Source organism: Streptomyces sp. NPDC058880, assembly GCF_042742535.1.
Lineage (GTDB): Bacteria > Actinomycetota > Actinomycetes > Streptomycetales > Streptomycetaceae > Streptomyces.
Genome location: NZ_JBHYMC010000070.1, coordinates 12,140 through 38,157 on the forward strand (window position 1 = coordinate 12,140; position 26,018 = coordinate 38,157).

General features: G+C 72.5%; 22 protein-coding genes. 12 read left to right on the forward strand and 10 right to left on the reverse strand.

What is annotated here, in order from left to right; all coding sequences use genetic code 11:
* Positions 1-67: 67 nt before the first annotated feature.
* The gene (locus tag ACFW2G_RS28360; protein WP_037927099.1) at positions 68-1,603 is read right to left on the reverse strand and encodes a leucyl aminopeptidase; all 1,536 of its coding nucleotides are present in this window, start codon (positions 1,601-1,603) and stop codon (positions 68-70) included.
* Between the two features lie 347 nt (positions 1,604-1,950).
* Here ACFW2G_RS28360 and ACFW2G_RS28365 point away from each other — a divergent pair, with 347 nt between their 5' ends.
* From ACFW2G_RS28365 to ACFW2G_RS28385, 5 genes are all read left to right on the forward strand, one after another.
* Positions 1,951-3,978: a hypothetical protein gene (locus tag ACFW2G_RS28365; protein WP_384581189.1), complete on the forward strand. Its 2,028-nt coding sequence runs from the start codon at positions 1,951-1,953 to the stop codon at positions 3,976-3,978.
* 92 nt (positions 3,979-4,070) lie between these two features.
* Positions 4,071-5,624 (forward strand): GT4 family glycosyltransferase PelF, encoded by a 1,554-nt coding sequence (pelF, locus tag ACFW2G_RS28370; protein ID WP_037927096.1) that lies wholly within the window; start codon positions 4,071-4,073, stop codon positions 5,622-5,624.
* On the forward strand, positions 5,621-7,171 hold the full coding sequence (locus tag ACFW2G_RS28375) for a hypothetical protein (RefSeq protein WP_037927094.1): 1,551 nt from the start codon (positions 5,621-5,623) through the stop codon (positions 7,169-7,171). The genes pelF and ACFW2G_RS28375 overlap by 4 nt, the downstream gene beginning before the upstream one ends.
* Positions 7,168-7,872 (forward strand): spherulation-specific family 4 protein, encoded by a 705-nt coding sequence (locus ACFW2G_RS28380; RefSeq protein WP_384454673.1) that lies wholly within the window; start codon positions 7,168-7,170, stop codon positions 7,870-7,872. The genes ACFW2G_RS28375 and ACFW2G_RS28380 overlap by 4 nt, the downstream gene beginning before the upstream one ends.
* Complete coding sequence (locus ACFW2G_RS28385) at positions 7,869-8,690, forward strand: endo alpha-1,4 polygalactosaminidase (RefSeq protein ID WP_037927092.1); 822 nt, start codon at positions 7,869-7,871, stop codon at positions 8,688-8,690. Before ACFW2G_RS28380 ends, ACFW2G_RS28385 begins: the two co-directional genes overlap by 4 nt.
* A 25-nt stretch (positions 8,691-8,715) precedes the next feature.
* On the opposite strand, the gene ACFW2G_RS28390 is transcribed toward ACFW2G_RS28385, so the two are convergent.
* The 5 genes from ACFW2G_RS28390 to ACFW2G_RS28410 all read right to left on the reverse strand — a co-directional run bounded on the left by ACFW2G_RS28390 (position 8,716) and on the right by ACFW2G_RS28410 (position 14,978).
* Complete coding sequence (locus tag ACFW2G_RS28390; RefSeq protein ID WP_384454676.1) at positions 8,716-9,924, reverse strand: sensor histidine kinase; 1,209 nt, start codon at positions 9,922-9,924, stop codon at positions 8,716-8,718.
* Positions 9,925-9,955: 31 nt separating this feature from the next.
* Positions 9,956-10,600, reverse strand: a complete 645-nt coding sequence (locus tag ACFW2G_RS28395) for a hypothetical protein (RefSeq protein WP_052031205.1) — start codon at positions 10,598-10,600, stop codon at positions 9,956-9,958.
* Positions 10,601-10,653: 53 nt separating this feature from the next.
* On the reverse strand, positions 10,654-12,519 hold the full coding sequence (locus tag ACFW2G_RS28400; RefSeq protein WP_384581187.1) for a phosphatidylglycerol lysyltransferase domain-containing protein: 1,866 nt from the start codon (positions 12,517-12,519) through the stop codon (positions 10,654-10,656).
* Positions 12,520-12,602: 83 nt separating this feature from the next.
* On the reverse strand, positions 12,603-13,667 hold the full coding sequence (gene cobT / locus ACFW2G_RS28405) for a nicotinate-nucleotide--dimethylbenzimidazole phosphoribosyltransferase (protein WP_037927080.1): 1,065 nt from the start codon (positions 13,665-13,667) through the stop codon (positions 12,603-12,605).
* A 105-nt stretch (positions 13,668-13,772) separates the two neighbouring features.
* The gene (locus tag ACFW2G_RS28410; protein WP_384454684.1) at positions 13,773-14,978 is read right to left on the reverse strand and encodes a bifunctional adenosylcobinamide kinase/adenosylcobinamide-phosphate guanylyltransferase; all 1,206 of its coding nucleotides are present in this window, start codon (positions 14,976-14,978) and stop codon (positions 13,773-13,775) included.
* A gap of 104 nt (positions 14,979-15,082) precedes the next feature.
* Between ACFW2G_RS28410 and ACFW2G_RS28415 the strand changes: the two genes are divergently transcribed.
* Entirely contained in the window at positions 15,083-15,295 is a 213-nt protein-coding gene (locus ACFW2G_RS28415) for a hypothetical protein (protein ID WP_037927074.1), read from the forward strand.
* A 51-nt stretch (positions 15,296-15,346) separates the two neighbouring features.
* On the opposite strand, the gene ACFW2G_RS28420 is transcribed toward ACFW2G_RS28415, so the two are convergent.
* Together ACFW2G_RS28420 and ACFW2G_RS28425 are read right to left on the reverse strand one after the other, a co-directional pair.
* On the reverse strand, positions 15,347-16,099 hold the full coding sequence (locus ACFW2G_RS28420) for a class I SAM-dependent methyltransferase (RefSeq protein ID WP_052031232.1): 753 nt from the start codon (positions 16,097-16,099) through the stop codon (positions 15,347-15,349).
* Positions 16,100-16,155: 56 nt separating this feature from the next.
* Positions 16,156-16,755 carry a DUF3043 domain-containing protein gene (locus ACFW2G_RS28425; protein WP_384454687.1) on the reverse strand — a complete coding sequence of 200 codons (600 nt, stop codon included), beginning with the start codon at positions 16,753-16,755 and terminating at the stop codon, positions 16,156-16,158.
* Positions 16,756-17,035: 280 nt separating this feature from the next.
* Here ACFW2G_RS28425 and ACFW2G_RS28430 point away from each other — a divergent pair, with 280 nt between their 5' ends.
* Together ACFW2G_RS28430 and ACFW2G_RS28435 are read left to right on the forward strand one after the other, a co-directional pair.
* Positions 17,036-17,830, forward strand: a complete 795-nt coding sequence (locus ACFW2G_RS28430; RefSeq protein ID WP_078556950.1) for a PspA/IM30 family protein — start codon at positions 17,036-17,038, stop codon at positions 17,828-17,830.
* A 12-nt stretch (positions 17,831-17,842) separates the two neighbouring features.
* The gene (locus ACFW2G_RS28435) at positions 17,843-18,121 is read left to right on the forward strand and encodes a hypothetical protein (protein ID WP_384454691.1); all 279 of its coding nucleotides are present in this window, start codon (positions 17,843-17,845) and stop codon (positions 18,119-18,121) included.
* A 93-nt stretch (positions 18,122-18,214) separates the two neighbouring features.
* On the opposite strand, the gene ACFW2G_RS28440 is transcribed toward ACFW2G_RS28435, so the two are convergent.
* Complete coding sequence (locus ACFW2G_RS28440) at positions 18,215-18,991, reverse strand: hypothetical protein (RefSeq protein ID WP_037927062.1); 777 nt, start codon at positions 18,989-18,991, stop codon at positions 18,215-18,217.
* A 69-nt stretch (positions 18,992-19,060) separates the two neighbouring features.
* On the opposite strand from ACFW2G_RS28440, the gene cobS reads away from it, so the two are divergent.
* From cobS to ACFW2G_RS28455, 3 genes are all read left to right on the forward strand, one after another.
* Positions 19,061-19,882, forward strand: a complete 822-nt coding sequence (gene cobS, locus ACFW2G_RS28445; RefSeq protein ID WP_384453488.1) for an adenosylcobinamide-GDP ribazoletransferase — start codon at positions 19,061-19,063, stop codon at positions 19,880-19,882.
* Positions 19,883-19,941: 59 nt separating this feature from the next.
* Complete coding sequence (locus ACFW2G_RS28450; RefSeq protein ID WP_052031204.1) at positions 19,942-20,670, forward strand: response regulator transcription factor; 729 nt, start codon at positions 19,942-19,944, stop codon at positions 20,668-20,670.
* Positions 20,671-20,796: 126 nt separating this feature from the next.
* Positions 20,797-23,919 carry an efflux RND transporter permease subunit gene (locus tag ACFW2G_RS28455; protein ID WP_384581184.1) on the forward strand — a complete coding sequence of 1,041 codons (3,123 nt, stop codon included), beginning with the start codon at positions 20,797-20,799 and terminating at the stop codon, positions 23,917-23,919.
* 107 nt (positions 23,920-24,026) lie between these two features.
* On the opposite strand, the gene nadA is transcribed toward ACFW2G_RS28455, so the two are convergent.
* Positions 24,027-25,214 carry a quinolinate synthase NadA gene (nadA, locus tag ACFW2G_RS28460; RefSeq protein ID WP_037927054.1) on the reverse strand — a complete coding sequence of 396 codons (1,188 nt, stop codon included), beginning with the start codon at positions 25,212-25,214 and terminating at the stop codon, positions 24,027-24,029.
* A 293-nt stretch (positions 25,215-25,507) separates the two neighbouring features.
* Here nadA and ACFW2G_RS28465 point away from each other — a divergent pair, with 293 nt between their 5' ends.
* Positions 25,508-25,864 (forward strand): iron-sulfur cluster assembly accessory protein, encoded by a 357-nt coding sequence (locus ACFW2G_RS28465; RefSeq protein WP_030029080.1) that lies wholly within the window; start codon positions 25,508-25,510, stop codon positions 25,862-25,864.
* Positions 25,865-26,018: the final 154 nt, after the last annotated feature.

The following is a 26,018-nucleotide window of genomic DNA, read 5'->3' on the forward strand; positions in this document are numbered from 1 at the left end:
GTCGTCGGCTGAACGCACCCCGGGGCCCGCCGGGCCCCGGGGTGCGTCAGGCGTCACACCGACCGGGTCAGCCCAGGTCGCCCGTGGCCGTGCGCTCGGCCAGCCGCACCAGGGTGCGCACGGCCGAGCCGGTGCCGCCCTTGGGGGTGTAGCCGTGCGGCGCGCCCTCGTGGAAGGCCGGGCCGGCGATGTCGAGGTGGGCCCAGGTGATGCCCTCGCCGACGAACTCCTGCAGGAAGAGGCCGGCGATCAGGCCGCCGCCCATGCGGACGCCCATGTTCGCGATGTCCGCGGTGGGGGAGTCCATGGTCTTGCGCAGCTCGGCGGGGAGCGGCATCGGCCAGGAGGCCTCGCCGACCTCCTCCGCGATCTCGTGGATCGAGGTGCGGAAGGCGTCGTCGTTCGCCATGATCCCGAAGGTGCGGTCGCCGAGGGCCAGCACCATCGCGCCGGTCAGGGTGGCGACGTCGACGATGGCGTCGGGAGCGTCCTCGGAGGCCTTGGTCAGCGCGTCACCGAGGACGAGGCGGCCCTCGGCGTCCGTGTTGAGGACCTCGACGGTCTTGCCGCTGTACATGCGCAGCACGTCACCGGGCTTGGTGGCGGAACCGGACGGCATGTTCTCGGCGAGCGCGAGCCAGCCGGTGACGTTGACCCGCAGGCCCAGCTTCGCGGCCGCGATGACGGAAGCGAAGACGGCGGCGGCGCCGGCCATGTCGCACTTCATCGTCTCGTTGTGGCCGGCCGGCTTCAGGGAGATGCCGCCCGAGTCGTAGGTGATGCCCTTGCCGACGAAGGCCAGCGTCTTCTCCGCCTTGGGGTGCGTGTAGCTGAGCTTCACCAGGCGCGGCGGGTTCTCGGAGCCCTTGCCGACGCCCATGATGCCGCCGTAGCCACCCTTGACCAGGGCCTTCTCGTCCAGCACCTGGACCTTGACGCCGTTCTCCTTCGCAGCCGCGGAGGCGACCGCGGCGAAGGCCTCGGGGGTCAGGTCGTTCGGCGGGGTGTTGACCAGGTCACGGGCGACGTTGACCTCGGCGGCGACGACCGCGGCGCGCTCGGCGGCGGCCTTGTGCTCCTTGTCGCGAGGCTTGGCGCCCACCAGGGCCACCTCGGCGAGCGGCTGCTTCGGACCGGAGTCCTTCTCCTTGCCGGCCTTCTTCTCGCCGCCCTGGTAGGCGGTGAAGGCGTACGCGCCCAGCAGCGCGCCCTCGGCGACGGCGGTGACGGCGGAGGCGTCCTCCAGCGGGAGGGCGAAGCCGGCCTTCTTGCTGCCGTGCAGCGCGCGGGCGGCGGCACCGGCGGCGCGGCGCAGTACCTCCTCGTCGAACGACTCGTCCTTCTCAGGGACGGAGCCGAGTCCCACCGCCAGCACGACCGGGACCTTGAGGCCCGCCGGGGCCGGCAGCTTGGTGACCTCGCCTTCGGCACCCGAGGCGCCGAGCGCGTCCAGGACACCGGCGAGCTTGCCGTCGAACGCCTTGTCCACGGCCTCGGCGCCCGCGGCGACGATCGCGCCCTTGGGGCCCTTTGCGACACCGACGACGAGGGCGTCGGCGCGCAGCGTCGCCGCGCCGGCAGTGCTGAGAGTCAGAGCAGTCACGGTGGTGAAGTCTCGCTTCCGTTTGTGTGTGTGGGCCGAGTGGGTGGACGGCCATCCGTAGCGATCGTATTCGGGGCCCGACGGCCGCCTGCAGGGAGCCTACGCGCACGCGCTCGCCCGTACGTCACTCGAAGGTTTGGCAAGTTGTTCGATCAAGCAGCCGCCAGGTTCACCCATCCGTGGACTCTGCTCCAGGTTTGCCGCGTAGACCTGACGAGGTCCGAAAGACTCGGTCCACTCTCGCAAGGGGACGCGGGGTCCCTTTGCATGATTTCCACAGAGCCTCCCCGGCCCGGCCGACCGCCAAGGGCCGTGTCGAGGGATGCCCTGCGGGGGGAAAGGCCGACATGGTCAACAAGAATCGGATGAACAGGCTGGCCGCCGTCATGGCCGCGGCCGCCCTGGTGTCCGTCGCAGTACCCGCCGCGGCCGCCCAGGCAGCCACGGCACCGCGGATCGACCTCAAGGTGCTCGTCGTCGACGACGGCGGCAGCTCGGTCGAGGCGATCACCGCGGAGCTCCGCGACACCGGAGTGCCCTACACCCGTGTCCAGCTGGGCAGCAGTGGCCGTCCGGTCATCAACGCGGCGTTCCTGAGCGACACCGTCGACGGCCGGCCGCGCGCCAAGTACCAGGGCGTGGTGCTGCCCAACGAGAACCCGTTCGGCGAGGGCTCGGCCGAGATGGCCGCGCTCACCGCGTACGAGACGACGTACGGGATCCGCCAGGTCGACGCCTACACCTGGGCCCACCCGGGCGTCGGGCTGGAGTACACGGACAACGGAGGCTACAGCGGCCAGCTCGACGGCACCCAGGCCGCCGTCACCGCGGCCGGCAAGGCCGGCCCCTTCGCCTACCTCGGCGGGCAGGTCACCTTCGAGGACAACTCCGCCCTGGTGCCCGAGAGCTACGGCTACATGGCCAAGCCGCGCCCCGGCTACACCAGCTACCTCGACGCGCCCGTCGGCTCCGGCCGGGCCTCCCTGGTCGGCGAGTACACGCACGACGGACGCAGCGAACTGGTCGTCACCTTCGGCTACAACCAGTACCAGCAGCAGTTCCGGCTGCTGGCCCGCGGCATCGTCGACTGGCTGACCCAAGGGGTGCACCTCGGCCAGAGCCGCAACTACTTCGCGGTCCACGTCGACGACGTGTTCGCCCCCGACGCCCGCTGGAACAAGGAGCTGAACTGCACGCCGGGCGACTACGCCTGCGCGGGCGGCGAGGGCCAGGAGAGCACCATCCGGATGAGCGCCGCGGACGCGGTGTACGCGGCGCAGTGGCAGACGTCCAAGAACTTCAAGCTGGACATGCTCTTCAACGGCGGGGCCGGCGAGGAGTGGAAGGCCGAGAACGGCGGCGTCGACGAACTCACCGCCCAGCTCGTCGCCGACCGGGCCAAGTACCGCTGGATGAACCACACCTACACGCACCCGTTCCTCGGCTGCATCCAGAACACCGCCGTCGTGCCGTGGACCTGCACCACGGACGCCCAGGGCGCGATCCAGTACATGAGCCGCGCCGAGATCTCCGCCCAGATCCGCGACAACAACAACTGGGCCGCCGCCAAGGGCATCGTCCTCGACAGGACCGAACTCGTCACCGGCGAGCACTCCGGCCTCAAGACCGCTCCCCAGCAGCCCGTGGACAACCCCAACCTGGCCGCCGCCCTCGCCGACAACGGCGTGAAGTGGGCCGGCAGCGACAACTCCCGCGAGCCCGACCAGCGCCCGGTCGGCTCCGCCCTCACGGTCCCCCGCCACCCCATGAACGTGTACTACAACACGGGCACCAACGCCGAGATGGCCGACGAGTACAACTGGATCTACACCAGCCGCGCCCACGGCGGCAGCGGCGTCTGCGAGGACAACCCGGCGACGTCCACCTGCCTGCCCGCCCCGCTGGACGTCACCACCGGCTACCTCGACTACATCGTCCCGGCCGAGGCCCGCACCGCCCTGCGGCACGTCCTGGCCAACGACCCGCGGCCGCACTACGTCCACCAGTCCAACCTGGCCGAGGACCGGACCCTCTACCCGGTGCTCAACCAGGTCCTCGACACCTACCGTGCCCTCTACGCGCCGAGCGCTCCGATCGTCAACCAGTCCATGAAGGACACCGGTGTCGAGTTCCAGCGCCGCGCGGCCTGGGACAAGGCCCTCGCCGACGGCAAGGTCACGGCCTACCGCATCGGCAACGACGTCACCATCAAGGCCCCCTCCGGAGTCGTCGCACCAATCACCGCCCCCAACGGCACCAAGAAGCAGATGCTGCTCGGCACGGCGGACTTCGGCACCGCCTATGCCGGCAGCCGCTCCGCCTGGACCGCCCCCGAGCTCCTGCAGCGCTCCATCGCGCTCAAGCTGCCCAGCTGACCGTCCCGCACGACACCACCGAGTAGCACCGCGCCGGCGCTCCGCGAACCCACGGGCGCCGGCCCCTTTTCCGTCCTGGGGGGACACACCGCATGAGTCATGGGCGTCACGTCACCATGCTCACCGAAGGCACCTATCCACACGTCCACGGGGGCGTCAGCACCTGGTGCGACCAACTGGTCCGCGGCATGCCGGAGGTCGACTTCAACGTCATAGCCCTGACCGGCTCCGGACGCGAGCCGGTCACTTGGGAACTGCCCCGCAACGTCTACCGGCACACGGCCGTCCCGCTCTGGGGTCCGCCACCCGGCCGGGGCCGCCGGTCGGCCCTGCGCGGCAAGGCCCACCGCCGTTTCACCGAGGTCTACGAGCGCCTCCTGCTCGCCCTGCTCGACCCGGCTGCCGACCCTGCCGACCGCACCTTCTCCGAGGCCCTGCGCGAGCTCGCGGTGCTGGCCCGGGCCGGGAAACTCGCCGCGGCCCTGCGGTCCGAATCGGTTCTGCGCCTCCTGATGAAGGTCTGGACCCGGCCCGGCCTGTCCACCGCCGAGGCGGCGCCCACCATCCACGACGCGCTCACCGTGACCGACCTGCTGGAACACGCGCTGCGCCCGCTCGCGGTCCGCATCCCGCCCGACAGCGTCGCGCACGCCGTCAGCAGCGGCCTCGCCACCCTGCCCGCGCTCGCCGCCAAACACCTCGACGGGGTGCCCTTCCTCCTCACCGAGCACGGCATCTACCTGCGCGAGCGCTACCTCGGCTACCGCACCGCCGAACAGCGCTGGCCCGTCAAGGCGCTCATGCTCGCCTTCTACCGCGAGCTCAACACCGAGGGCTACCGCCAGGCCGACCTGATCACCCCCTGCAACCAGTACAACCGCCGCTGGGAGGAGCGCGGAGGCGCCGACTCCGAGCGGATCCGCACGGTCTACAACGGCGTCGACCCGCACGCCTTCCCCGAGGCCGGGCCCGAACCGGACGTGCCCACCCTCAGCTGGTGCGGCCGCATCGACCCGATCAAGGACCTCGAAACACTGGTCCGGGCCTACGCCTTCATGCGCGAGGAGCTGCCCGCCCTGAGGCTGCGCCTCTTCGGCCCCGTCCCGGCCGGCTGCGAGGACTACAAGCTGCGCCTGGAGAAGCTCGCCGCCGAACTCGGCGTGACCGACGGGATCACCTACGAGGGCCGCATCGAGCAGGTCGCCCGGGCCTACGCGGCCGGTTCCGTCGTGATGCTCTCCTCCATCAGCGAGGGCTTCCCCTTCAGCATCATCGAAGCCATGTCCTGCGGCCGCACCACCGTCTCCACCGACGTCGGCGGCGTCCGCGAGGCCGTCGGGGACACCGGTCTGGTCGTGCCGCCGCGCGAGCCCGAAACCATGGCCCGCGCCACCCTCGCCCTGCTCCGCGACGACGAACGCCGTGCCGAACTCGGCCGGATGTCGCGCAAGCGGGTCGTGGAGAAGTTCACCCTCCACCAGTCCGTGGACGGCTTCCGGCACATCTACCGGGAACTGGCGGGCCAGCCCGTCCTGCCCGTCCACGCGGGCGACGCGTGGACCCAGCGGCTCGCCGACCCCTGGTACCGCGAACTCGCGGCCCTGGGGCGTTCCCACAAAGAGGCCGGGAAAGGGGGGGCCTGGTGAGCGGATCCCTCTGGCTCAAACCGCCCGGATCCGGGCCGGGCGCCGGCTCCGGAACCCTCCCGGCGATCCCCCGGCCGCGTGCCGGGGACGCCGGGCCCGCCGCCGACCCGATGGACGAACTGGCCGAACGCCTCGACGTGTTCATCGCCTCCGCCGTCCACCCCGACGAGATCGCCGCCGTCCTCGAATCCGACGGCATGACCGACGAGTACATCCGGCTCACCTACGGCCGACGTGACTCCTTCGCCCTCGCCGAGGAGCTCTACGCACGCGTGCCCCGCTCCTTCCCGGAGCCGGGGCCCGCAGCCGACCCCTGGAAGGTCTCCCTCTCCGCCTGCCTGTTGCGCGGGGTCATCTTCGCCCTGCCCGGCCTGGCCTACCTCCTGGGCGCCCCCCTCCTCGAAGGCCCGCCGGACCGCCTCGGCCTGCCCGCCGGGACCCTGACCCTGCTCGCCGGAGCGCTCATAGGGTGGTGCTGGGACCAGACCCTGTCCCACCGCGCCTACTCCTGGCTCGGCCTCGGCGACCGGCCCGCCGCCGGGCGGACCCTGCTCGTGGGCGCCCCCGTCGGAGCCCTGCTGGGCACCGCCGCGGCGCTGTCCGTGCCCGGCGGGCCGCCGTTCTCCTCCGCCTTCGCCGCCGGTCAGGCCCTGTACGTCGGGGCCGCCACCTGCCTGCTGGTCCTCGGCCGGGAGCGGGTGCTGCTCGCGGCCCTCGCCCCGATGGCCGCCGGAGCCGTGGCCGTGCTCTTCGTCGACCTGCCCGTGCCGGTCCGGGTGACGCTCCTGGTGGTGTCCCTGGTGGCCGCCTGCACCCTGGCCCTACGGGAGCTCCCGCTGGCCGACGGGCTCCGGGCCGCCGCACGCCGGATCCGGGGCCGGGCGGCCCGCCGGCCCGCCCGCGTCGGCCCGGTGCGCTGGCAGATGCTGCGCGGTGCCGAGGAGGAGTACGCGTCCCGCGGACCCCGGCTCGGGGACTCGGTGCCCTTCGGCGTGTTCGGCCTGGGCACGGGCCTGCTCGTGCTCTACGCCGCCCTGGGCGAGGTGCTCGCCGGAGGTCCGGCCGAGGCCGTCGCCGCTCCGTCGGCGGTGGCCCTCACCCTCAGCATGGGCCCCGCCGAGTGGCTGCTGCACCGCTTCCGCAGCGGCACCCTCTCCGGGCTGCAGGGGGCCCGCTCGCCCCGCCAGTTCCGGCGCCGGATGCTGACCACCCTGGCCCGCTGCCTCGGCGTCTACCTGTCGGTGCTGCTGGCCCTCGGCGTGACCGGAACCCTCCTGTGGCCCGGAGCCCCCGGGCTCACCGGGGTCCGCGTCGCCACCCTGCTGCTCCTCGGGACGGTCATGTGGAGCGGGCTGCTCCTGCAGTCCTTCGGAGCCGTCCGGCCCGCGGCCGTGGTCTGCGCCTCGGCCGCCGTCGCCCAGAGCTTGGCCCTGCTGACCGGGCTGGCCCAGCCCCGGGCCGTTCAGCTGATCGTCGCGGGCACGGCCGCCGCCGCGCTGGCCACCCTGGTATGCCTGCTCCTGGGCCGCGCGACCGCCCACCGATGACGCCCGAGACGTATGTGCCGGAGAAGAAGAAGGACCCCATGCTGCTGGTGCCCCTGTACGAGCATCCCGCCGAACGGCCCGAGGCCTGGGAGCGGCTCATCCGCGGCGCGGACCGGCTCCACTCGGTGGTCCTCAACCCCGGCAGCGGACCCGGCGCCGCCCGCGACGAGCGGTTCGCGAGCGTCGCCGAGCGGCTCCGGGAGGCCGGCGTGCCCGTCCTCGGCTACGTCGACACCGACTACGGGCGCCGCCCGCACGCCGCGGTGGTGCAGGACCTGCTGCGCCACCGCGACTGGTACGCCGCCGACGGGGCCTTCCTCGACCAGGCCGCCGCCGACCCCGAACTGCTCCCGCACTACGGGCGGCTCACGGTCGCCGCCCGGGCCGCGGGCGCCCGTACGCTCGTCCTCAACCACGGGGCACACCCGCATCCGGGCTACGTGGAACTCGCCGACCTGCTCGTCACCTTCGAGGGCCCCTGGGACGCCTACCGGGCGGCGGGGGCGCCACCGCCTTGGACCGCCGACCACCCCGCCCAGCGGTTCTGCCACCTCGTGTACGGCGTCCCTCCCGGAGAGATCGCCGCCCGGCTCGCCGGAGCACTCGCCGCGCAGCGGGGTGCGGGCGTGCACTGCGCGGTCCCGGGCAACGGCCCGCACCCGTGGGGCACCCTCCCGTACGCCCTGGAGACGGCGGGATGAGGACACCGCGGCCGCTGCGACTCCTGCTGGTCCTGCCCCTCCTGTTGCTCGCCGCCTGCACGGCCGGACCGGACGACGACGGCGAACCGCGCCGCCGGCCGGAAACCGCTCCCGGCGGGCGCTGGCAGCCCCCGCCCGGCACCGACTGGCAGTGGCAGCTCACCGGCAGGCTCGACACCTCGGTGAAGGCACCCGTCTACGACGTCGACGGGTTCACCACCACGCGGGAACAGGTCGCCGAGCTGCGCAAGGCCGGCCGCCGGACCATCTGCTACCTCTCCACCGGGGCGTGGGAGGACTTCCGGCCGGACGCGGAAGCGTTCCCGCGGGACCTGCTCGGCAAGGGCAACGGCTGGGAGGGCGAGCGCTGGCTGGACATCCGGCGCGTGGCGGAACTGGAGCCCCTGATGGCCAAGCGGTTCGACATGTGCCGGGAGAAGGGTTTCGACGCGGTCGAGCCGGACAACATGGACGGCTACAAGAACGCCTCCGGATTCCCGCTCACCGCCGACGATCAGCTGCGCTACAACCGGCTGATCGCGAAGCTCGCACACGACCGGGGCATGGCCGTCGGCCTGAAGAACGACCTCGACCAGATCCCGCAGCTCGTCGGGGACTTCGACTTCGCGGTCAACGAGCAGTGCGCGCAGTACGACGAGTGCGACCGGCTGACCCCCTTCATCGAGGCCGGCAAGGCCGTCTTCCACGCGGAGTACGAACGGTCGACGTCGAGTTTCTGCAGGGGGTCGAAGACACTGCGGCTCAGCTCGATCCAGAAGCGGTACGACCTCGACGCCTGGCGCAGGACCTGCCCCTAGGACGCGTGTCCTGCGTGGCCGCCGGTCAGGCCCACGGCAGGACGGCGTGCACGCGGTAGCCGCCGCCGAAGCGGGGGCCCGTGGAGCAGGAACCGCCCAGGGCCGTGGCCCGCTCCCGCATGCCGAGCAGGCCGTGGCCGCCGCCCGGCTCGACGTCGGCGGGCTCCGTGCCCCCGTCGTCGAGCACGGTCACCTCCACCGACGGGCCGACCCGGACCACGCTCACTTCGGCCCGCGCCCCCGGCCCCGCGTGCTTGCGCACGTTGGTCAGCGCTTCTTGGACGACCCGGTACGCCGCCAGGTCCACCGCCGCCGGCAGGGGCCCCGTCCCGCAGTCCAGCTGGACGATCACCTCCACCGGCAGTCCGGCGTGCCGGAAGGTGTCCACCAGCTCGTCGAGGACGCCGAGCCCCGGCGCCGGCTCGGTCGGCGCCTCCGGGTCCCCGGACTGCCTGAGCAGGCCGACGGTCGCCCGCAGCTCGTTGAGCGCCGACCGGCTGGCCTCCCGTACGTGCGCCAGCGCCTCCTTGGCCTGGTCCGGCCGCTTGTCCATGACGTGCGCGGCCACCCCGGCCTGCACGTTGACCAGGGCGATGTGGTGGGCCACCACGTCGTGGAGGTCCCGGGCGATCCGCAGCCGCTCCTCCGCGACCCGCCGCCGGGCCTCCTCGTCGCGGGTGCGCTCGGCCCGTTCGGCGCGCTCGCGGATGGCGTCGACGAAGGCCCGTCGGCTGCGCACGGCGTCCCCGGCCGCCGCGGCCATGCCCGTCCAGGCGAAGATCCCGAGGTTCTCCTGCGCGTACCAGGGCAGCGGCCCGGCGAGCATCGCCACGCCCGTCAGGCCCGTCATCGTGAGCAGCCCGATCCGCCAGGTCGTCGGCCGGTCGGTGTGGGCCGCCACCGTGTAGAGGGCGATCACCGTGCACATGGCGACCGGTGCCCGCGGCTCCCCGGTGGTCAGCTCCAGCAGCGAAAGCCCGCAGGTCACCGCGAGCACGGCGCGCGGCCGCCGGCGCCGGAACACCAGCGCCGCCGAGCCGAGCAGCATCAGCAGCAGGGAGAAGGGCTCGGGGGTACGCGTCCCGAAGGTGGGCCCGTGCGGCCCGTGCGGATCGGCGAAGGAGCCGACGACCATGGCGACGAGCGCGCCGAACGCCAGTACGCCGTCCGTGGCCAGCGGATGGCCCCGCAACCACTGTCGGGTGGGGGCGAACGGCCCGCGGTCTGTCGTCACCCCGATACGGTACGGCCTGCCGGGGAGCCGCTCAGGGCGGAGGGCCCTGGCCGACCGGGACGCGGGAGCGCACCTGGCTCCACCGGGCCCGGACCACGCACACGGCCATGACGGCGGCGATGGCCGCCAGGTGCTCCTTGCCGGCCAGGTTGTTCTTGACCAGCACCTCGCCGATCATCGAGAGGATCACCAGGGCGCCGGTCAGGTACGCCCGGTGGCGCCAGCAGAGGTAGAGGGCGAGGCCGACCACCGCCGCCGACGGCCCGGTGTCGTTGACGATGCGGTCGGAGACCGGCAGTCCGAAGGGGTGCTCCGGGCCGAGCGCGACACCGATCCGCGCGTAGGTGGTCCCGGCGAGGGTGGCGAGGTAGCCGATCACCAGTGTGCGCCACCAGCCGATGCAGATCTCCGCGATGCCGAACACCAGGAGCATCTGCGCGAGCGCACCCCACACCGGCAGGTCGAGGGCCGGAACGAACAAGGACAGGGGGGTGCGCAGCAGGGCCAGCCAGAACGGGTCGACGGCCTTGACCGAACCGAGGTCCTGCACCGGCTGGAAGCCCCACGAGGTGTTCTGCACGATCTGGAAGACAAGGGTCAGGCAGACCGCGCCCAGGGTCATCGGGATCGCCCGCCATCCGTCGCGGGCGAGGGCGTCCCGGACGGTCCAGAACATGGGACCCCACTCGCGGCGGGCGAACCGCCGCAGTGGTGTGCTGTTCCACGCTGTCAACGGCGGGTCTCCAGGTGTCTGCGGTGCAGCCACTTCGGAAGGCCGGGGGCCTCCAGGAAGCCCTCGGCCCGGCCGGCCGCGACACCGATGCGCAGCAGGTCCGAACTCTTCTCGAAGAGCATGAACCGCGGTTCCCAGATCGGGCGGTATTTGGCGTTGGCCCGGTAGAGGGACTCGATCTGCCACCAGCGCGAGAAGAAGCTCAGCAGCGAGCGCCACAGCCGCAGCACGGGGCCCGCTCCGAGCCGGGACCCGCGTTCGAACACCGACCGGAACATCGCGAAGTTCAGCGAGACCTGGGTGACCCCGATCTCCGCGGAGCGTGCGAGCAGCTCGATGACCATGAACTCCATCAGGCCGTTCTCGGAGTCCCGGTCGCGGCGCATCAGGTCCAGCGACAGCCCCCCCGGGCCCCACGGCACGAAGGACAGCACGGCCCGCAGATCGCCGTCTCCGTCGGTGCACTCCAGCATCACGCACTGGCCGTCCGCGGGGTCGCCCAGCCGGCCCAGCGCCATGGAGAAGCCGCGTTCGGTGGCACCGTCGCGCCAGTCGTCGGCGCGGCGCACCAGCTCCGCCATCTCCTCGGCCGGGATGTCGGCGTGGCGGCGGATGCGGACCGTGTACCCGGCCCGCTTGACGCGGTTGTACGCCTGCCGGACGGTGCGCATGGCACGGCCCTCCAGGGTGAATTCGGCGGTCTCCACGATCGCCTCGTCGCCGAGCTCCAGGGCGTCCAGGCCGTGCCGGGCGTAGATCTGCCCGGCCTCTTCGCTCGCGCCCATCACGGCCGGTACCCAGCCGTGCTCGCGCGCCTCGGCCAGCCACGGGTCGATGGCCCCGGGCCAGGCCTCCGGGTCGCCGATCGGGTCGCCGGAGGCGAGCGAGACCCCGCCGACGACGCGGTAGGTCACGGCGGCCTTGCCGGTGGGGGACCAGATGACGGACTTCTCGCGGCGCAGCGCGAAGTAGCCGAGCGAGTCGCGGTCTCCCTGCCGGGCCAGCAGCGCCCGCAGTCGCTCCTCGTCCTCCTCGCTGATCGGGTCGACGGCGCGGCGCGAGCGGAACGCCGCGAACAGGACGGCGAGCAGCAGCAGCATCGACATGACGTTGATGAAGACGTCCACCCAGCCGGGCGGGGTGATCGCCGCGGAGGTCCGGTCGTCGGGGGCCAGGGTGATCAGCCGCATCACGCCGTATTTCCAGCGCTCCGGGAAGGAGACGCCGGCACTGTCGGGGGAGGTGTTGGCGGCTCCCACGAGGAGGGCCGCGACGAGCGAGGTGACGAGCAGGCCGACGGCGGCCACGGCGGCGGCGAACGCCGGGTTGGAGCGGTCGCCCTTGGCGTAGAACTCCCGGCGGCCCAGCAGCAGCGCACCCGTGAAGAGGGCGGTCAGGGCCAGCGAGACCCAGTTCTGCGGGTGCTCGCGGATCTCCTCGTACGCGGCGAGCGCGTAGGCGAGGAGCAGGGCCAGGAGGCCGCTCAGGACGAGGTTCAGGATCCAGGAGGCGCGCTTGCGGCGGCCGAGGGTGACGGCCAGCAGCAGCGTGAACAGCCCGGACGCGAAGCCCGCGGTGAGCATGTACGGGGTGTAGAAGTCCTCGATGTTGTGGCGCCGCAGGTCCTGGCCGAGTGAAACCCACACCGCGCTGAGGAAGTTGATGAAGGTGACGGCGCGCAGGTACCAGACCGCGAACGCGGCTCCGCGCTGTGAGCGGGCGCTCCCCCGACCGGTCTCCCGGCCGCCCCCCGCCGCCTTGCCGGCGGGGTCCCCGCCGGTCTCTTTCCTGCCGGATGACGGACCGGTCGCCGGTACGGCGGTGCGGTCGGTCTCTGCGCTGGTCAAACGGACCTCTCCCATAAAAAGCGATCATATGGGGCGTCGCTGTCCGTGATGGTGCGGTCGGGGGCCACGGCCTGGTCAGGGCCGCGGCCCCCGGCGGCTCATTCCGTCGGCTTCTCCGCCGCGCGTTCAGGAAGCTCCGCCGCGAGCGCGGCGGCCGCCTGGACGAGGGGGAGAGCCAGCAATGCCCCGGTGCCTTCACCCACTGTGACGCCGTGATCGAGCACGGGGTTGAGTGCCATTCGGTCAAGTGCCTTCGCCTGGCCCGGCTCGCCGCTGGCCTGACCCGCCAGCCACCAGTCGGGAGCCCGGAACGCGGCCCGCTGGGCCACCAGTCCGCACGCGGCCGAAACAACACCGTCGAGGATGACGGGCGTACGGCGCACCGCGCACTGGAGCAGGAATCCGGTGATGGCGGCGACGTCCGCGCCGCCGACCGCCGCGAGCAGCGCGACCTGGTCGCCCAGCACCGGACGGGCCCGGCGCAGCGCGTCGCGGATCGCCGCGCACTTGCGCATCCAGGCCAGGTCGTCGATGGGCCGGCCGCCACGGCCGGTGACCACCGAGGCGTCCGTTCCGCACAGCGCCGCGACGAGGGTCGCGGCGACGGTCGTCCCGCCGACGCTCAGGTCGCCGAGGACGACCAGGTCCGTGCCCGAGTCGGCCTCCTCGTCGGCGACGCGCATGCCCAGCCGCAGCGCGGCCTGCGCCTCCTCGACCGTCAGCGCGTCCTCGACGTCGATCCGGCCGCTGCCGCGCCGGACGCGGTGTGCCACCACGTCCGCCGGGAGCAGCCCGGGATCGCAGTCGAGACCCGCGTCGACGATCCGTATCGTGGCGCCGAACCGGCCGGCCAGCACGGCGACCGGGCTGGAGCCGTCGAGCACGTCCCGCACCAGCTCGTGCCCGGTGGACGCGGCCCGGGCGGAGACCCCCTGGGCGGCGATGCCGTGGTCGGCGGCGAACAGCACCACGCGGGGCCGTTCGATCGCCCTGACCGGGACCTGCCCCTGCGCGGCGGCGAGCCACTCGGCGAGTTCGTCGAGCCGCCCCAGCGCGCCGGGCGGTACGGCGAGGCGCTCGCGGCGTTCCTCGGCGTCACGCCGGACGCCCCCGTCGGGGCGCTCGATCAGATCGGAGAAGTCGTCGAGATTCAGCGTGCTCATCTGCCAGAGAGTACAGCCGGTGAAGTCCTCCCTCAGGCCCCGGCGGGCCCGGCCGGTCCGGGCACCTTGCCGGGCGGGCCGCCCGGGTGAACACCCCGTCCCGGCCTACTCCTTCAGTACGGCCGCCTGCCCCGCGACGACGAGCAGGACGTGCTCGCACTCGCCCGCCACCGCTGCGTTCAGCCGGCCCAGCTCGTCGCGGAAGCGCCGCCCCGAGGCGGTCGCCGGAACCACGCCCGAGCCGACCTCGTTGCTCACCAGGACCACCTGGCGGCCGGTCGCGCGCACCGCCGCCACCAGAGCGGCGGTCCGCTCGCCCAGCTCCCGGCGCCCGTGCTCGGCCCACACCTCGTCGTCCCAGGCCCCGGCCCGGTCCATGGCGTCGGTCAGCCACAACGCCAGGCAGTCGATCAGCAGCGGCGGCCCGTCCTCGGCGAGCAGCCCGACCAGCTCGCAGGTCTCCACCGTCCGCCAGCTCGCCGGCCGGCGCTCCCGGTGCAGGCCGATCCGCCGCGCCCACTCCGCGTCCCCGTCCCGGGTGCCGCCGGTGGCCACGTACACCACCTCGGGGAAGCCCTCCAGGCGCCGCTCCGCCTCCACGGACTTGCCCGAGCGCGCCCCGCCCAGCACCAGCGTGCGGCGCGGCAGGTCCGGCACCGCCCGGTAGTCGCCGGCGAGCACGGTGGTCCCGTCCGGCACCGCCCGTGCCCCGGAGGCCGCGAGCCGGCGCTCCAGCTCCCGGCCCGGCGGCACGTCGTGGTCGAGGTGGACGGCGATCACGTCCGTGGCCGGGCCGACGGCACCGCTCGCCCGCAGCCGGGCCAGCGCCTCGGGGCGGCCCGGCACGTCGGCGAGCACCACGTCGTACGGACGCCGCCCGGCCCGTCCGGCGGTCCCGGCCGGCGCCCCGCCGGGCGGCAGGTACAGCAGTCGGCCGCCGTCCGGTCCGGTCACCTCGTACCCGGTGCCCGGCGCGTCCATCGGCACCGCCCGCACCCGGTGCCCGGAGATCACCGAGAGCTCCTGCCCGTCCGGCACCCGCCCGGCGGTCGGCAGGCCCGGCGGCAGCTCCACCGCGGGCCCGTCGTGCGGGTGGGTCAGCAGGACCTGCCGGACACCGGTCAGCGAACGCCCGGCCCGCGCGCCGGCCAGCACCGCACCGGGGGTCAGGTCGAGCAGCAGCGCACCGTCGACGAGGACCGCCGTGGCGGCGCGGGAGCGCGGGCCGACGGAGACGGCGCACGCGGCGCAGGGGCAGCCGGGGCGGGGCAGCCCCTCGGGGGTACCGGTGCCGAGCAGAGTGAGTTCCACAGGATGATCCTCCCGCGTCGCGGAGACTGCTGCGCGCCCGGTTACTCTGCGGGCACACTCAAGGCGAGAAGCGTGTGAGCAGCGGACGAGCAACGGAGGCGGACATGGCGTGGACGTGGCGGTTCGAGACGGCCGAGGGCAGCGAGACGAGCCCGTCGGTGGTGCCCGAGGAGTTCACCACGCAGGGCGACGCGGAGTCCTGGATCGGCGAGTACTGGAAGGACCTGCTGGAGGGCGGTACCGAACAGGTGAGGCTGTCCGACGACAGCGGCACCGAGCTCTACACCATGAGCCTGCGGTCCGCGCTGGAGGCCTGACCTCTCCGAGCCCTTCGGCCCGCCGGTCTGCGGCGGGCCGAAGGGCCGGGGTCAGCCCCGGACGCCGCAGAGGTGCAGCAGCGCGGCGACACCCCGGTAGGGGTCGGTGCGGCCCGCGCGGTCCTCGGCGGCCAGCAGTCGTTGCAGCTCCTCGTCGGGCGGCAGCTCCCCGCCCGCCTCGGTGCCGTCGGTGAAGACGCGTACGCCGTACCAGGCCTGCAGCGGCGCCCCGATCCCCGACAGCGTCGCAGTCAGGCCCGCCAGCCGGTCGGCGCGTACGTCCAGGCCGAGGCGGTTGGTGTAGTCGGTGCTGTCGAAGGCGGCCAGCGCGCCCTTCCAGTCCCCGTCCAGCCCGTGCCGCATGGCGAGTGCGTCGCCGTTGCGCACCAGCAGGGACAGCAGCCCGCCGGGGGCCAGCATCCGGGCCAGCCCGGCCAGCATGGCGTCCGGCTCGGGTACGTACATCAGCACTCCGTGGCACAGCACCACGTCGAAGCTGCCCGGCAGGAAGTGGGCGCCGGTCTCGCGCCCGTCCCCCTCCATGAGCCTGACCCGGTCGCGGATCCCGGCGGGCTCCACGGCCAGCGCCTCTCGGGCGACGGCCAGCATCCCCGGGTCCTGTTCCAGGCCGGTCACCATGTGCCCGGCGCGGGCGAGGCGCAAAGCCTGGGTGCCCTGCCCCATGCCGACATCGAGAACGCGCAGCCGCTGCCCCACGGGGAAGCGCTGCGCGATCTGTTCGTCGACCTGTCGGCCCACGAGCTCCTGACGGACCGCGTTGCGCAGTCCGCCCAAGCCCTCCAGCCACAGGCGTGCCCCCTCGGCGAAACCTTCCCCCGACGCGCCGGGCGTCCCTCCGGTCAGGGTCGTTCCCCGCGCTTGACCTGCGGCTTCGGCAGGCGGAGCCGGCGCATCTGCAGAGTGCGCATCAAGCCGTAGGCGACGGCGCCGCGGCGCGGCTCGTTCGGGAAGCGCTCATTCAGGGCCTTGCGTAGGCGGAACACCAGACCGATGGAGTCCAGGATGATCAGTGCGATCACACCGAGCCACAACAGCAGCGCGATGTTCTGGATCATGGGCTGGCGCACCATGCTGAGCACGAGGATGACGACGGCCAGCGGCAGGAACATCTCGGCCACCGAGAAGCGGGAGTCCACGAAGTCGCGGACGAACCGGCGTACGGGGCCCTTGTCGCGCGTGGGGAGGTAGCGCTCGTCGCCGTTGGCCAGCGCCTCGCGCTGCTTGGCCATCTCGGCGCGGCGGCGCTCACGGGCCCGCTTCGCGTCCTCCTTGCGGTTGCCGGTCGAGGCCACCACGGCCTTGCGCTGCGACTGGGCCACGGCGCGCTTCGGCGTAGGGCGGCCCTTCGGGGCCTGCGGGTCACGGGGCTGCGAGAGGTCGGCGCTCACCTTGTCGGCGGCGGCGGCCTTCTCTTCCTTGGAGGAGCGGCTACCAAACACAAAACCCAAGCGTACGTGGTCACGGGCACGGGCCCCACTCCTGTGGGGAACGATCCGGCAACGGCGGGCGTCCTTCCCTGTGTACGGTCCGAGCGGCGGGGCCCGCCCCGGTGGGTCGGGGACCCACCTACTCCTCACGCGTGACACGGCGGAGGCGTAGTCGTCCTGGAGGAGGAGCGCATCCGTCCTCGAACAGTGCGGTAATGGAGACAGGGCCCGTACTGTGGGTTCTGTCGGTCAGCTGGAGCACAGTCCGTCTAGAAGGGGGCGCGCGAAGCCCATGAGCGGTGTCATGAAGCGTATGGGGATGATCTTCCGCGCGAAGGCGAACAAGGCCCTTGATCGGGCCGAGGACCCGCGCGAGACCCTCGACTACTCGTACCAGAAGCAGCTGGAACTGCTGCAGAAGGTGCGCCGCGGCGTCGCCGACGTGGCGACATCCCGCAAGCGCCTGGAACTGCAGCTGAACCAGCTCCAGGGGCAGTCCGCGAAGCTGGAGGACCAGGGCCGCAAGGCCCTCGCCCTGGGCCGCGAGGACCTGGCCCGTGAGGCCCTGTCCCGCCGCGCCTCGCTCCAGCAGCAGGTCAGCGACCTGGAGGTGCAGCACCAGACCCTCCAGGGCGAGGAGGAGAAGCTGACGCTGGCCGCGCAACGGCTCCAGGCGAAGGTGGACGCCTTCCGCACGAAGAAGGAGACCATCAAGGCCACCTACACCGCGGCCCAGGCCCAGACCCGGATCGCGGAGTCCTTCTCCGGCATCTCCGAGGAGATGAGCGACGTCGGCCTGGCCATCCAGCGGGCCGAGGACAAGACCGCCCAGCTCCAGGCCCGTGCCGGGGCGATCGACGAACTGCTGGCCTCCGGAGCGCTCGACGACCGCAGCGGCCTCGGCTCCAAGGACGACATCCAGGCCGAGCTGGACCGCCTCTCGGGCGGCAGCGACGTGGAGCTGGAGCTCCAGCGGATGAAGGCGGAGCTGGCCGGCGGCCCGTCCGCGCAGCAGCAGGCCATCGAGGGCGGCGCCCAGGGCAGCGCCCAGCAGCCGCACACCCAGCACCGGTTCGACAAGCAGTAGGACGGGGCCGTCATGATCGTCCGCATCATGGGGGAAGGCCAGCTGGACGTGGCCGACAGTCACTTCGCCGAGCTCAACAGGCTGGACGACGAACTGCTCGCGGAGATGGAGGGCGGTGACGAGGAGGGCTTCCGGCGCACCCTGGGGGCGCTGCTCGAAGCCGTCCGGCGGCTGGGCACGCCGCTTGCGGACGACTCCCTGGAGCCGTCCGAGCTGATCCTCCCGGCCTCCGACGCGAGCCTCGACGAGGTCCGGGAGATGCTCAGCGACGACGGCCTGATCCCGGGCTGACCGTCACGGACCGGACGCACCGGCGCGGCGACGGGCCCTCCACCGGCCGGGGGAGGGCCCGTCGCCGTACGTCCGGTCCGGCGCCGTCCGCTCTCAGTCCGGCGGAGCCGGCGGCTTCTCCAGGGACACCGGCCGCGGGTCCGGGGCGCCGCCGATGAACTCCTCGAACCTGCGCCGCCGTGCGGTCCAGCGCCGGTCGTGGTGGAAGGCCCGCAGCCCCGCCCTGGCCCGGGCGCGCGGACGGTTGGCGTAGAACCGCTTCGCGTACGGGGAGCCGGGCCGGGCCAGACGGACCGCGCCGACCAGCGCCACGAAGGGGACGATGACGCCGAACAGCGCGGTGCGCGCCTTGCCCTTCCACAGGGCGACCAGGGCGAGGCAGAAATTGCCGGCCGCGTTCATGACGACCAGCCCGCGGCTCTGGCGTTCCTCGGGGGTCAGGTCGTTCACCCCGAAGGGCACGAACCCGCCCAGGATCAGGGCCACCACCGCGGCCGTCACGACCACGATCTCCACGCTCTTGCGGCCCTGCTCGCTCCAGTAGACGTCGTCGAGGTGCAGGATCAGCGCGAACTCGTCCAGGACCAGCCCGGCCCCGAGCCCGAAGACCACGGCCGAGAGCGCCGCCCCGATGCCGTTGCTTCCGCTGCCGATGGCGCCGAACCCCCCGATGATCACGAGGATCACGCCCGGCACGACGTGGTGGATGTGCAGGCCCCCGGGGGTGACGTTCTTGAAGGGGCCGCGGCCAGCCCGGATCATGCGAGTGATCACGCGGGTGACCAGGAACGACATCACGAAGGAGACCAGGGCGAGCAGCATGGGCAGCTTTCCTGGCTCGACGATGTTCCGATACCACCAGTGACCCATCCCACTTCTCCCTATGTGAAACGTATGGGGTAATTTACCGCCCGCCCCGAGCGGGTAGCGTTCGCGCCGATGACAGATTCGTACGACGGCCCGCCCCTGACGCCGCCCGCGGAGCGCGCCTCGTTCCGCGACGGCGTCCGCTTCGCGTTCGGCACCCTCACCGTGCTGCCCGCCCGCATCACCCGCTGGGACCGCCCCGCGGCCCGCACCGGAATGGCCTGCGCCCCGCTCGCCGGACTGGTCGTCGGCGCGCTCGCGGCCGTCCCCGGAGCGCTCCTGCTGCTGCTCGGCGCCCAACCACTGCTCGCGGCGGCCGTGACGGTCGCCGTACCGGCCGCGCTGACCAGGGGACTGCACCTGGACGGGCTGGCCGACACGGCGGACGGCCTGGGCAGCGCCAAACCGGCCGACGAGGCACTGCGCATCATGAAGAAGTCCGACATCGGGCCCTTCGGTGTGATCGCCCTGATCGTCGTCCTGCTCGTACAGACGGCCGCCCTGTCCGAGCTGTACGCCGACAGCTGGGTCCGTGGCGCCCTCGCCATCGTGGTCGCCGCTGTCACGGCCCGCCTCGCCATGACCCTGGCCTCCCGGGAAGGCGTTCCGCCGGCCCGGCCCGAGGGGCTCGGCGCCGCGGTCGCCGGGGCCGTCCCGCGTTCGGTGGCCGCCGCCCTCGTGGCCCTCGTCACCGTCGCCGCCGCGGCGGCCGCCCTCCCGGCCGGCCCGCCCGCCGCGGCCCGGGCGGCGGCGGCGGTGCTCGTCGCCCTGCTCGCCGCGGAACTCCTCCTCCGCCGCTGTGTGCGCCGCTTCGACGGGGTCACCGGCGACGTGTTCGGAGCACTGGCCGAGGTGGCGGCGACCACCGCGCTCCTCGTCCTCGCCCTCGGCTGAGAGCGTCCGGTCCGACGGGACCCCGGACGGACCGCGACGGCCCCGCGTACGCTCACCCCGTGCACCACACTCCTACGGACCCGCCCCCCGCCGCACCGATCAGGGTGCTGCTCGCCGACGACCAGGCCCTGCTGCGCAGCGCCTTCAAGGTGCTCGTCGACTCCGAGCCCGACATGGAGGTCGTCGGGGAGGCCTCGGACGGGGCGCAGGCCTTCGCGCTCGCCCGCCGGGAGCGCCCCGACGTCGTCCTGATGGACATCCGGATGCCCGGTACCGACGGGCTCGCCGCCACCCGCATGATCAGCGCCGACCCGGATCTCGCGGCCGTGCGCGTGGTGATGCTGACGACCTTCGAGGTGGACGAGTACGTGGTGTCCGCGCTGCGGGCGGGCGCCTCCGGCTTCCTCGGCAAGGGCGCCGAACCCGAGGAGCTGCTCAACGCCATCCGCGTCGCCGCCGCCGGTGAGGCGCTGCTCTCCCCGGCCGCCACCAAGGGTCTCATCGCCACCTTCCTCGCCCAGGGCGGCGGCGCCGACCCGGCCGCCTCCGGCGCCTCGGCCGGGGCTCATGCGGAGCGGCTGGCCGCGCTGACCGTCCGGGAGCGCGAGGTCCTCGTCCACGTCGCCGCAGGCCTGTCCAACGACGGCATCGCCGAACGGCTGGAGGTCAGCCCCCTCACCGTCAAGACGCACGTGAACCGGGCCATGGCCAAGCTCGGCGCGCGCGACCGGGCCCAATTGGTCGTCATCGCCTACGAATCGGGACTCGTCCGGCCCCGGGTGGAGTAGCGCCGCCTACTACGGACGCGGTATGCCGCACATAAGGACGGGACCTGCGAGCGACGAAACGTCCCCGCCGCATGGGACAGGGTGGGAGCGCCCTCGCGTTCGTCACTGCAGAGAGATCCCACACACATGTCCTGGCTGTCCCGCTTCAGCCTTACCCAAAGGGCGTTGGTCGGCCTCGTGTCGATCGTCGCGCTCCTCTTCGGCGCCATAGCCATCCCGCAGCTCAAGCAGCAACTGCTGCCCTCCATCGAACTCCCGATGGTGTCCGTGCTCGCGCCGTACCAGGGCGCCTCACCCGACGTGGTCGAGAAGCAGGTCGTCGAACCGATCGAGGCCACGCTCAAGGGCGTCGACGGCATCACCGGCATCACCTCCACCGCCAGCGAGGGCAACGCCCTCATCATGGCCACCTTCGACTACGGCGACAGCGGCACCAAGCAGCTCGTCGCCGACGTCCAGCAGGCCGTCAACCGGGCCCGGGTCCGACTGCCCGCCGATGTGGACCCGCAGGTGGTGGCCGGTTCCACCGACGACATCCCGACGGTGGTCCTCGCCGCCACGTCCGACAAGGACCAGCAGGCCCTCGCCGACCAGCTGGAGAAGTCCGTGGTCCCGGTCCTGTCGGACATCGACGGCGTCGGCCAGGTCAGCGTCGACGGGGTCCAGGACATCCAGGTCACCGTGACCCCCGACGATGCCCGGCTCGCCGCGGCCGGCCTCGACGGCGCGGCCCTCGCCCAGGGTCTTCGGGCGGGCGGCGCGGCCGTCCCCGCCGGCTCCTTCGACGAGGCGGGCCAGAGCCGCACCGTCCGCGTGGGCAACGGCTTCACCTCCCTCGCCCAGGTCGAGGACCTGCGCCTGAGCCCCGGTCAGGGCAGGCCGGCGGTCCGCCTCGGCGACGTCGCCGTCGTCAGGCAGGAGCCGGCCAAGGCCGTATCCATCACCCGCACCAACGGCCGGCCCAGCCTCGCCCTCGTCCTCACCATGGACAAGGACGGCAGCGCCGTCGCCATCTCCGACGCGGTCAAGGACAAGCTGCCCGAGCTGCGTTCCACGCTCGGCTCCGGAGCCGAGCTGACCGTCGTCAGCGACCAGGGGCCGGCCGTCGCCAAGTCCATCTCCAGCCTCACCACGGAGGGCATGCTCGGCCTGCTCTTCGCGGTGATCGTGATTCTGGTCTTCCTGGCGTCGGTGCGTTCGACGCTGGTCACCGCGGTGTCCATCCCGCTGTCCGTGGTCCTCGCCCTCATCGTGCTGTGGACGCGCGACCTGTCGCTCAACATGCTCACCCTGGGCGCGCTGACCATCGCCATCGGCCGGGTCGTCGACGACTCGATCGTGGTACTGGAGAACATCAAGCGCCACCTCGGCTACGGCGAGGAGCGCGAGGCCGCGATCACCACCGCAGTCAGGGAGGTCGCCGGGGCGGTCACCTCCTCCACCCTCACCACCGTCGCCGTCTTCCTGCCCATCGGCCTCGTCGGCGGCATGATCGGCGAGCTCTTCGGCTCCTTCTCGCTCACCGTCACCGCGGCCCTGCTGGCCTCGCTGCTGGTCTCGCTGACGGTCGTTCCGGTGCTCTCGTACTGGTTCCTCAGCGCGCCGAAGGGCGTCACGCCCGGGGACGCCGAGAGCGCCGCCGAGGCCCGTCGCGAAGCCGAGGAGAAGGAGGCACGCAGCCGCCTCCAGCGCTTCTACGTCCGCGTCCTGGGCTTCGCCACCCGGCGCCGCCTGACCAGCGTGGCCATCGCGGTGGTCGTCCTCGTCGGCACCCTCGGCATGACCCCCTTGCTGAAGACCAACTTCTTCGACCAGGGCGAGCAGGACCTCCTGACGGTCAAGCAGGAGCTCGCCCCGGGCACCTCGCTGGCCGCCTCCGACGAGGCGAGCCGCAAGGTCGAGAAGGTGCTGGCCTCCGTTGACGGAGTCAAGAGCTACCAGGTCACCGTCGGCTCCTCCGGCTTCCTCGCGGCCTTCGGTGGCGGTACCGGCTCCAACCAGGCCTCCTACCAGGTCACCCTGAAGGACGCCGGCGACGCCGAGGCCGTGAAGCGGCGGATCGAGGAGCGGCTCGCCGCCCTCGACGGCATCGGCGAGACCCGCATCGCGGCCGGCGACGCCTTCGGCAGCCAGAACCTCAGCGTGGTCGTCAAGGCGGGCGACGGCGAGGTCCTGGCCCGGGCCGCCGAGCAGGTCCGGGCCGCGGTGGCGAAGCTGGACAACGTCACCGACGTGCAGAGCGACCTGTCCCAGTCCGTGCCCCGGATCTCGGTGACCGCCACTCCCAAGGCGGCGGAGGCGGGCCTGGACCAGGCCGCGCTGGGCGCACTCGTCGCCCAGGCCGTCCGCGGCAACCCGGCGGGCAAGGCCGTACTGGACGGCACCGAGCGGGACATCGTCATCACGTCCGCGCAGCCGGCCACCACCCTGGCCGAACTGCGGGCGCTCCCCGTCGGCCCGGTCAGGCTCGGTGACGTCGCCGAGGTCGCGGAGGTTCCCGGTCCGGTCGCGATGACCCGGATCGACGGCGCCCGCGCCGCCACCATCACCGCGCGCCCGCAGGGCGACAACACGGGCGCGGTCAGCGCGGAGCTCCAGACGAGGCTCAAGGCCCTGGACCTGCCCGACGGCGCCACGGCCTCCATCGGGGGAGTCTCCGAGGACCAGGACGAGGCGTTCGGCTCGCTCGGCCTCGCCATGCTCGCGGCCATCGCGATCGTGTTCATGCTGCTGGTGGCGACCTTCCGGTCGCTCGTCCAGCCGCTGATCCTGCTGGTGTCCATCCCGTTCGCGGCGACCGGCTCGCTCGGCCTGCTCATCGTCACCGGCACCCCGATGGGCGTCCCGGCGATGATCGGCATGCTGATGCTCATCGGCATCGTCGTCACCAACGCGATCGTCCTGATCGACCTGGTCAACCAGTACCGCACCCAGGGCCTGGGCGTCGTCGAGGCGGTCGTCGAGGGCGGCCGGCACCGGCTGCGCCCGATCCTCATGACGGCCCTGGCGACGATCTTCGCACTGCTCCCGATGGCGCTCGGCGTCACCGGTGAGGGCGGCTTCATCTCGCAGCCGCTGGCGGTCGTGGTGATCGGCGGCCTGGTCAGCTCGACCCTGCTGACGCTGCTCCTGGTGCCGACCCTCTACACGATGGTCGAGCTCCGCAAGGAACGCCGCCGAGCGAAGAAGGCGGCCCGCCCGGCGGCGGCGCCGCAGGACCGGCCGCAGGAGACCCCGGCCCCGGTCTGACCGGGCCCGGGCGGGTGGGCCGGTGACCGGGCCGACCCGCCCGGACGGCGGAAGGGGTGGTACCCGCATGGGTACCACCCCTTCCGGCAACCGGACCGCCGCCGCCCCTACGGGAGGGCGAGCATGCGCTCCAGCGCGAGCTTCGCGAAGCTCTCCGTCTCCTTGTCGACCTGGATCTGGTTGACGAGGGTGCCCTCGGCCAGCGACTCCAGGGTCCACACCAGGTGCGGGAGGTCGATGCGGTTCATCGTCGAACAGAAGCAGACCGTCTTGTCGAGGAAGACGACTTCCTTGTCCTCGGCAGCGAAACGATTCGCCAGACGGCGGACCAGGTTCAGCTCGGTACCGATGGCCCACTTGGAGCCGGCCGGGGCCGCCTCCAAGGCCTTGATGATGTACTCCGTCGAGCCGACGTAGTCCGCGGCCGCCACGACCTCGTGCTTGCACTCGGGGTGGACCAGGACGTTCACGCCGGGGATGCGGGCGCGCACGTCGTTGACCGAGTCGACCGAGAACCGGCCGTGGACCGAGCAGTGCCCGCGCCAGAGGATCATCCTGGCGTCGCGCAGCTGCTGGGCGGTCAGGCCGCCGTTGGGCTTGTGCGGGTTGTAGACCACGCAGTCGTCCAGGGACATGCCCATGTCGCGGACGGCCGTGTTGCGGCCCAGGTGCTGGTCCGGGAGGAAGAGCACCTTCTCGCCCTGCTCGAACGCCCACTCCAGGGCCTTCTTCGCGTTGGACGAGGTGCAGATCGTGCCGCCGTGCTTGCCGGTGAAGGCCTTGATGTCGGCGGAGGAGTTCATGTACGAGACGGGGACCGTCACACCGGCGATACCGGCATCGGTCAGCGCGTCCCAGCACTCCGCGACCTGTTCGGCGGTGGCCATGTCGGCCATCGAGCAGCCGGCGGCCAGGTCCGGCAGGACCACCTTCTGGTCGTCCGAGGTCAGGATGTCCGCGGACTCGGCCATGAAGTGGACGCCGCAGAAGACGATGTACTCGGCCTCCGGCTTGGCGGCCGCGTCCCTGGCCAGCTTGAAGGAGTCGCCGGTGACGTCGGCGAACTCGATGACCTCGTCACGCTGGTAGTGGTGGCCGAGGATGAAGACCTTGTCCCCGAGCTTCTCCTTGGCCGCGCGGGCGCGCTCCACGAGGTCCGGGTCGGACGGCGAGGGCAGGTCGCCGGGGCACTCCACCCCGCGCTCGCTCTTGGGGTCGGCCTCACGGCCGAGCAGCAGCAGGGCAAGGGGCGTCGGCTGGACGTCCAACGGCTGGGCGGTGGTCACGACACGCACCCTTTCTGTTCTGCGACGAGGGATTTAAGGATCATCGCTTCGACTTCTCGTCTACTTGACGCTATCTATCATAACCGCTTCACGTCAGTTTGACGATGCCGATAGTGTCAATGTGACGCATCAGCCCCCGATTCGCCGGGCCCGCGTCCGCGCGGGGTGTGCGAGCATGAATATCTGAAACAAGCGTCGGGTCCCGGAATGAATCCGCGGTCCCGCTCGTTGCCACCGACGGCAAGAGTCCGACGTTTCCCCGCGCCCCCGCGGGGAGCCGCCCACTTCGGGAGTGAATGCAGATGTCCGTACAGGACGACAAGACCACTGTGAGCGACGGCATCCTCCTGTCCGACGCCGCCGCCGAGAAGGTCAGGACCCTGCTGGAGCAGGAAGGCCGCGATGACCTGGCGCTCCGCGTCGCCGTCCAGCCCGGCGGCTGCTCCGGCCTGCGCTACCAGCTCTTCTTCGACGAGCGCTCCCTCGACGGCGACGTCGTGAAGGACTTCGACGGTGTGAAGGTCGTCACGGACCGCATGAGCGCCCCGTACCTGGGCGGCGCCTCCATCGACTTCGTCGACACCATCGAGAAGCAGGGCTTCACGATCGACAACCCGAACGCCACGGGCTCCTGCGCCTGCGGCGACTCCTTCAGCTGAGCCTGCAGCACACCTACGACGAGGGCCCGCCCCGGCCCCCACCCGCCAGGGCGCGCCCACGCCCCAGCCCCCGGGCGCGACAGCCCGGGGACCGCAATGCCCCTCCCCGCCCACCACACGGTACGGACGGCCCGCTGCGCCGTCCGGGGGACCG

Bases quoted from the DNA above. Each gene is read 5' to 3' on its own strand.
- ACFW2G_RS28365 (WP_384581189.1), top strand. From the start codon at position 1,951: ATGGTCAACAAGAATCGGATGAACAGGCTGGCCGCCGTCATGGCCGCG.
- pelF (WP_037927096.1), top strand. From the start codon at position 4,071: ATGAGTCATGGGCGTCACGTCACCATGCTCACCGAAGGCACCTATCCA.
- ACFW2G_RS28380 (WP_384454673.1), top strand. From the start codon at position 7,168: ATGACGCCCGAGACGTATGTGCCGGAGAAGAAGAAGGACCCCATGCTG.
- ACFW2G_RS28385 (WP_037927092.1), top strand. From the start codon at position 7,869: ATGAGGACACCGCGGCCGCTGCGACTCCTGCTGGTCCTGCCCCTCCTG.
- ACFW2G_RS28395 (WP_052031205.1), bottom strand. From the start codon at position 10,600: ATGTTCTGGACCGTCCGGGACGCCCTCGCCCGCGACGGATGGCGGGCG.
- ACFW2G_RS28400 (WP_384581187.1), bottom strand. From the start codon at position 12,519: ATGGGAGAGGTCCGTTTGACCAGCGCAGAGACCGACCGCACCGCCGTA.
- cobT (WP_037927080.1), bottom strand. From the start codon at position 13,667: ATGAGCACGCTGAATCTCGACGACTTCTCCGATCTGATCGAGCGCCCC.
- ACFW2G_RS28415 (WP_037927074.1), top strand. From the start codon at position 15,083: ATGGCGTGGACGTGGCGGTTCGAGACGGCCGAGGGCAGCGAGACGAGC.
- ACFW2G_RS28430 (WP_078556950.1), top strand. From the start codon at position 17,036: ATGAGCGGTGTCATGAAGCGTATGGGGATGATCTTCCGCGCGAAGGCG.
- ACFW2G_RS28435 (WP_384454691.1), top strand. From the start codon at position 17,843: ATGATCGTCCGCATCATGGGGGAAGGCCAGCTGGACGTGGCCGACAGT.
- ACFW2G_RS28440 (WP_037927062.1), bottom strand. From the start codon at position 18,991: ATGGGTCACTGGTGGTATCGGAACATCGTCGAGCCAGGAAAGCTGCCC.
- cobS (WP_384453488.1), top strand. From the start codon at position 19,061: ATGACAGATTCGTACGACGGCCCGCCCCTGACGCCGCCCGCGGAGCGC.
- ACFW2G_RS28455 (WP_384581184.1), top strand. From the start codon at position 20,797: ATGTCCTGGCTGTCCCGCTTCAGCCTTACCCAAAGGGCGTTGGTCGGC.
- ACFW2G_RS28465 (WP_030029080.1), top strand. From the start codon at position 25,508: ATGTCCGTACAGGACGACAAGACCACTGTGAGCGACGGCATCCTCCTG.